Source organism: Pirellulales bacterium, assembly GCA_035546535.1.
Classification (GTDB): Bacteria; Planctomycetota; Planctomycetia; order Pirellulales; family JACPPG01; genus JACPPG01.
Map to the genome: position 1 here is coordinate 40,521 of DASZWQ010000205.1, position 6,584 is coordinate 47,104.

4 protein-coding genes and 1 tRNA gene are annotated in these 6,584 nt (G+C 62.0%); 3 read left to right on the plus strand and 2 right to left on the minus strand.

The genetic code is table 11. The annotated features are described in order from the left end of the window. Positions 1–386 precede the first annotated feature (386 nt). Positions 387–2,285, plus strand: coding sequence for a molecular chaperone DnaK (gene dnaK, locus VHD36_24350; GenBank protein HVU90477.1), 1,899 nt, complete (start codon positions 387–389; stop codon positions 2,283–2,285). Positions 2,286–2,385: 100 nt separating this feature from the next. Continuing rightward, positions 2,386–5,034, plus strand: coding sequence for an ATP-dependent chaperone ClpB (clpB, locus tag VHD36_24355; protein HVU90478.1), 2,649 nt, complete (start codon positions 2,386–2,388; stop codon positions 5,032–5,034). 216 nt (positions 5,035–5,250) lie between these two features. Here clpB and VHD36_24360 read toward each other — a convergent pair whose 3' ends face one another. Together VHD36_24360 and VHD36_24365 are read right to left on the minus strand one after the other, a co-directional pair. After that, positions 5,251–5,445: a DUF6800 family protein gene (locus VHD36_24360; GenBank protein ID HVU90479.1), complete on the minus strand. Its 195-nt coding sequence runs from the start codon at positions 5,443–5,445 to the stop codon at positions 5,251–5,253. A gap of 210 nt (positions 5,446–5,655) precedes the next feature. Continuing rightward, the gene (locus VHD36_24365) at positions 5,656–6,051 is read right to left on the minus strand and encodes a hypothetical protein (GenBank protein HVU90480.1); all 396 of its coding nucleotides are present in this window, start codon (positions 6,049–6,051) and stop codon (positions 5,656–5,658) included. Between the two features lie 376 nt (positions 6,052–6,427). Between VHD36_24365 and VHD36_24370 the strand changes: the two genes are divergently transcribed. Next, positions 6,428–6,514, plus strand: a tRNA-Ser gene (locus tag VHD36_24370). Positions 6,515–6,584 lie beyond the last annotated feature (70 nt).

Below are 6,584 nucleotides of genomic sequence, written 5' to 3' on the forward strand. Positions count from 1 at the left end.
ATTCTGTGCCTGTCATTTTGGCAGCGTTGATCTTGGGCGTTTCCGCGCCCGCGCCATTCTGGCAGATAAGTGAGCTCTCGCCGCATCCCGCGCTGAGCGAGCCATTGCATTTAAGGCCACAACACCTTTTCCGGCAAGAACTTGTAAATTGCCGATTGCCGATCAACCCCGGCACAAGCTTTGCGTTCAAAAATTGACCAGCGTGTTGCCGCGGCCATTTCTGGCTGGCTCGGCTCCCTGCGTTTTGTTCAGGGATCGGAGGCAACGGCGACTACTCCAAAAATCACGTAACGACGTTTCGACGTAAACAAGCAAACCAAACATAACAGACCGCAGAGCGCTCGTGGGACGCACGAAGCGCGCAACAGGTTCAGGAGCAAAGACTCATGGCACAAGGCGAAAAGATCATCGGGATCGACCTCGGTACCACCAACTCCGTGGTGGCCATCATGGAAGGGGGCGATCCGAAGGTGATTCCGAATCAAGAGGGGAATCGACTCACGCCCAGCGTGGTCGCCTTCACCGATAAGGGAGACGTGTTGGTGGGCGAGCCGGCCCGCCGGCAGGCCGTCACGAACCCGACCCGCACCGTTTATTCGATCAAGCGCTTTATGGGCCGCCGCCACGGCGAGGTCGCCGCTGAAGAGAAGCTGGTGCCCTATACCGTGACGGGCGGGCCCCAAGACTACGTGAAGGTGAAGATCGGCGACAAGGAATACACGCCGCCCGAGATCTCGGCCAAGATTCTGCGCAAGCTGAAGGAATCGGCCGAGGCGTACCTAGGGCATAAGGTGAACAAGGCCGTGATCACGGTCCCGGCGTACTTCAACGACGCCCAGCGGCAGGCCACGAAGGACGCCGGCCAGATCGCGGGTTTGGAAGTCGCCCGCATCATCAACGAGCCGACGGCCGCCTCGCTGGCCTATGGGCTCGACAAGAAAGAAGCGCAGAAGATCGTGGTTTTCGACCTTGGCGGCGGCACGTTCGACGTCTCGGTGTTGGAAGTGGCGGAAGGCGTGTTCCGCGTGATCAGCACCAACGGCGATACGCACCTGGGCGGCGACGATTTCGACTTCACCCTCTTGAACTACGTGGCCGACGAATTCAAGAAGGACCAGGGCATCGACCTGCGCAACGACAAGATGGCCCTGCAGCGTCTGCAAGAGGCGTGCGAAAAGGCCAAGAAGGAATTGAGCTCGGCCGCTTCGACCGATTTGAACCTGCCGTTCATCACGGCCGATGCCAGCGGCCCGAAGCATTTACAGATGAACATCACGCGCTCGAAGTTCGAGCAACTGGTCGATCCGTTGATCGAGCGTTGCCGTGGGCCCGTGATGAAGGCGCTCGAAGACGCGAAGATGAGCCCGAAGGACATCGACGAAGTCGTGCTCGTGGGCGGTTCGACCCGCATTCCCAAAGTGCAGGAGCTGGTGCAGAAGATTTTCGGCAAGGAGCCGCACAAGGGCGTAAATCCTGATGAAGTCGTGGCCGTCGGCGCCGCGATCCAGGGCGGCGTCTTGGCCGGCGAAGTGCAAGACGTGTTGTTGTTGGACGTGACGCCGTTGTCCTTGGGTATCGAAACCCTGGGCGGCATCATGACCAAGCTCGTCGAACGCAACACCACGATCCCCACCGAGCGGAAGCAAACCTTCAGCACTGCCGACGACAACCAGACCGCCGTCACGGTGCGCGTTTTCCAGGGCGAACGCGAGATGGCCAACGACAACCGGCTGCTTGCCCAGTTCAACCTGGAGGGCATCGCCGCCGCGCCGCGCGGCGTGCCGCAGATCGAGGTCAAGTTCGATATCGACGCCAACGGCATTCTCAACGTCTCGGCCAAGGACTTGGGCACGGGCAAGGAACAGCACGTGCGGATCGAGAAGTCGAGCGGTTTGTCGAAGGAAGAGATCGACAAGATGACCCGCGATGCCGAGTCGCACGCGGCCGAGGACAAACAGAAGCGCGAGCTGGCCGAGGGGCGCAACCAGGCCGAGTCGCTGTGCTTCCAGGTCGAAAAGCTCGTCAAGGAAAACGAAGGCAAGCTGAGCGGTGCTGATAAGAAGCCGCTCGAAGACGCCATCGCCAAGACCCGCGACGTGGCCAAGGGGAGCGACGTGCAGGCGATCAAGAACGCCATCAGCGAGCTGGAGGCGGCGTTCCACGCCGTCGGCAAGGTGCTGCACGAGGCGGCGACCGCCTCGCCTGGCGCTACGGCGGCAAACGACGGCGGCAAGAAGCCGGGCGAGGACGAGGCAATCGACGCCGAGTTCGAGGTGAAGGAGTAAGGCTGACGGCCGAGCCAAAATTCAGATTCGCGGCGGCCGGCTGGTTCGAGACGGAACCGCCGGCCGCTTTCGTATCCGGGCCGAGAAGGAAAACACATTCATGGCATTCCGTTTCGACAAACTCACAATCAAAGCGCAAGAAGCCGTGCAACGGGCCCAGGAACTGGCCGCTGATCGCGGTAATTCGCAGATAGAGCCGCTGCACTTGTTGGCGGGACTCGTGGCCGAGACCGAAGGGGTCATCCGGCACGTGCTGGAGAAAATCGGTACCAACCGCGGACAGTTGGAAAAGGTGCTACAGGGGGAACTCAAGCAGTTGCCGAGCGCCTCGGGGGGCGCGCAGCCGCAACCGTCGTCGGCGCTGATGCAAATCTTCGATGCGGCCGCGAAGCAAGCCGAGTTGATGAAAGACGAGTTCGTTTCCACCGAACATCTGCTGTTGGCCCTGGCGAAAACCGACTCCAAGGCCAAGCAGGTCCTCAAGCTCAGCGCCATCGGCGAGAGCGATATCCTCAAGGCACTGCAGGCGGTGCGCGGCAGCGCGCGCGTCGAGGATCAGAACCCCGAGGCCAAGTTCCAGGCGCTCGAGAAGTACGGCATCGACCTGGTGGAGCGGGCCAACCAGGGCAAGCTCGACCCGGTGATCGGCCGCGACCAGGAAATCCGCCGCGTCATCCAGGTGCTGTCGCGGCGTACGAAGAACAATCCCGTGCTGATCGGCGAGCCGGGCGTCGGCAAGACCGCCATCGCCGAAGGGCTGGCCCTGCGCATCGTGCAAGGTGACGTGCCGCAAAGCCTGAAGAACCGCCGCGTCATCGCCCTGGACATGGGGGCGTTGATCGCCGGCACGAAGTTCCGTGGCGAGTTCGAAGAGCGCCTCAAGGCTGTGCTCAAGGAGGTGCAATCGGCTGGCAACGTGGTCCTGTTCATCGACGAGTTGCACACGGTCGTCGGTGCCGGCGCGGCCGAAGGAGCCAACGACGCGGCCAACCTGCTCAAGCCGGCGCTCGCGCGCGGCGAGCTGCGCTGCATCGGCGCCACGACGCTCGACGAGTATCGCAAACACATCGAAAAAGATCCCGCGCTGGAGCGGCGCTTTCAGCCGGTCTTCGTTGGCGAGCCGTCCGTCGAGGATACAATCGCGATCCTCCGCGGCTTGAAGGGGCGTTACGAAGCGCATCACAAGGGGGTAAGGATCAAGGACTCGGCCCTGGTCGCGGCGGCGAACCTGTCCAACCGCTACATCGCCGACCGCTTCCTGCCCGACAAGGCCATCGACCTGATGGACGAAGCGACCAGCCGGCTGGCGATGGAGCTGGAAAGCGTGCCGACCGAAATCGACCAGGTGCAGCGCCGGCTCGTGCAACTGGAGCTCGCGCAGCGGCAACTCTCGGAAGAGACCGAAGAACACGCCCAAGACCGCCTGGCCGACATCGAAGAGGAAATGAAAGAATTGCGGCGCAAGCTGCGCAATCTGCGCGAGCAATGGGAGGCCGAGAAACACGGCGTCGGCGACGTGCAGGCCATCCGCAATGAACTGGACAAAGTCGAGCTCGAATTCGGCCACTTGAGCAACACGATCAAGGAGCGCCAGTCGCAGGGGCTGCCGATCGACGAGCGCGACTATCAGCGACTATACGAGCTGGATAATCAGCGCAAGAAACTGGCCGTGCGATTGGAAAGCGCGGGCACCGCGCCGCCGACCAGCGGCCGGCGCCTGCTGCGCCAGGAAGTGGGGCCCGACGAAATCGCGGAAGTCGTCAGCGCCTGGACCGGCATTCCGGTCAGCCGCATGATGGAAACCGAAAAGGCCAAGCTGTTGGTCCTGGAAGAACGCCTGCATCAGCGCGTCATCGGTCAGGACGAGGCAATCGAAGCCGTATCGAACGCGGTACGCCGCAGCCGGTCGGGCCTGCAAGATCCCAACCGGCCGATCGGCTCGTTCATTTTCCTCGGCCCCACGGGCGTGGGCAAAACCGAGCTGTGCAAGGCGCTCGCCCAGGTGCTGTTCGACGACGAAAACGCCATGGTCCGTCTCGATATGAGCGAATTCATGGAACGCCACACGGTCAGCCGGCTGATCGGCGCGCCGCCGGGCTACGTCGGCTACGAAGAAGGAGGCCGACTGACCGAGGCCGTACGCCGGCGCCCCTACTCGGTCGTCTTGTTGGACGAAATCGAAAAGGCCCATCGTGATGTATTCAATGTGCTGTTGCAGGTGCTCGACGACGGACGGCTGAGCGACAATCAAGGTCACACGGTCGATTTCACGAACACGATCATCGTGATGACGTCGAACATCGGCAGCCAGGAAATCCAGGAGCTGACGCGCAACGGCGCCAGCCAGGAGACGATTCGCGATGCCGTGCAACGAGAGCTCGAAGGCCGATTCCTGCCCGAGTTCTTGAACCGCGTCGACGAGGTCATCACCTTCCATCCGCTCGACGCCAAGCAGATTCGCAAGATCGTTGATCTGCAGGTCGAGCGTCTGCGTAAGCAGGTCGAGCACGCGGGGTTGCACCTGGAAGTGACCGACGCGGCTTTGGACGCTGTGTCCTTGATCGGCTACGACCCGATCTATGGTGCGCGACCGCTGAAGCGCGTGATCCAGCAAAAGCTACAGAATCCGCTGGCGACCGAGCTTTTGAAGGGGACTTACACCGAAGGGAGCACGGTGCGGATCGACTACGAAGATGGCGACTTCAAGTTCGAGCGAGTCGCCAGATCCGAGCCGGCCGAGGTTGGCTGAAATGCTTGTCGCCGAGGCGCTCCGTGCGCGAAATTCGCCTTTCGGGGGGATGCGTGCATGTAGCGCACCCTGCGAGCAAGCTGGTTACGAAACCACAATGTCCGACGAACCGACCCACCGGCCCGAAGCGCCAGCGAGGGACCTTATGGCCGATGCACATGAAGAACCCACGCTGGTGCGTCGGGCTGGTGTAAGTACTGCACCGCATCGCGCTCGTTAGCGATCGGCCTTGGTCAGTTGCCAGTTGGCGATGATGACGTCAGCACCGGGCGTGAGCTTGCGCAGCTTATCGGTGATGACCGGGCGTTCCGAGACCTTGGCCGTTTTGAGCTTCTTGGCCAGGTGGGCCAGCTTCTTGCGACGGTGACGCCGGCGCTTGATTTCCTTGTGGCGTTCGCTGATTCCACCCACCGTGAAAGCTCCTAGCCAAGGGCGTGCAATTGCTGGGAATGGCCCCGCCACCGCAGGGCGAGACCAGCCTTTGTAGCTCGGCCGCCGGAGCGCGTCAATCGCAGGAGAGTGCCGGTGGTGTCCTAGTTCTGCGTGCCAGTATGGTCTCGGGCCAGGAGTCGGCAGGCCTGTGCCGGTCGGCCTGAGCCGCGCCGCCGCGGGCGCCAGCTTTTAACGCTGCGCCTTTTTCAATTGGGCCTCGACCTCGGCGACTTTGCGGCGCTGGTCTTCGACTTCCGCGACCAGCTTGGCACGCGTCTCGTCCACGATGTGGTCGGCTTCGGCCAGACTCTCGCGCTGCGTGGCGACGTACTTCTGATCGTCCTCGTATTTTCGATCCTGACGGTCCGCCCCCGATTCGGCGAGCGACTGTTCGACTTTATCGACGTCCGCCTTCTGGATCCGCTCCTGTCCGGCCAGGTCGACCTTGAACCGATCGAATTCCAGGAGTGCTTTTTCGCGCTCGCCGAGTTTCTCCTTTTCCTTGGCGTACTGGGCGCGCAAGTCGCTCACGCTGGGCTTGCAGCCGGAGAACAGAACCAGGGCAACGACGATCCATAGTCTCATGGCGATCACCCTCGAAAGCAAATTCTCGCCCCGCTCATCCCCCGCAAAAAGCTCCTCGACTATTGATAATTCTAGCATCCCGCCCCCGCGATCCTGGGAAATGGCCAGATTGCCCTGCTGGGCGGGTATTGTGAAACCGAGAACAAGGGAGCCTATGACAGAGTGCATGCCACGGTGGTTTCCTTAGCGCGGGTCCCCGGCCGTGGCGCAATGATCCTCTCCCAGTTGCGTAACGTGTGGGTTGTTGCGGGAATTCTCTCTTCGCCCCCGAGCGGCCGGGTTTTGGCCCGACAAACACCTCGCATCAGGCACTTCGTTCTTGGGCCGGCGCTAGATAGAATCAGAGGCCCCAAGCGGTCGGCAAAACCGCGCTATCGGATGGGTGGCAGAGTGGTCGAATGCGGCAGTCTTGAAAACTGCTGGGTGCGCAAGTGCCCCGGGGGTTCGAATCCCTCCCCATCCGCTTGATGATCAAGCGCTTTCGCGCTTCTCGTCCAATCAACGCCGCGAACGAACAGGAAAGCCGCCGGCAC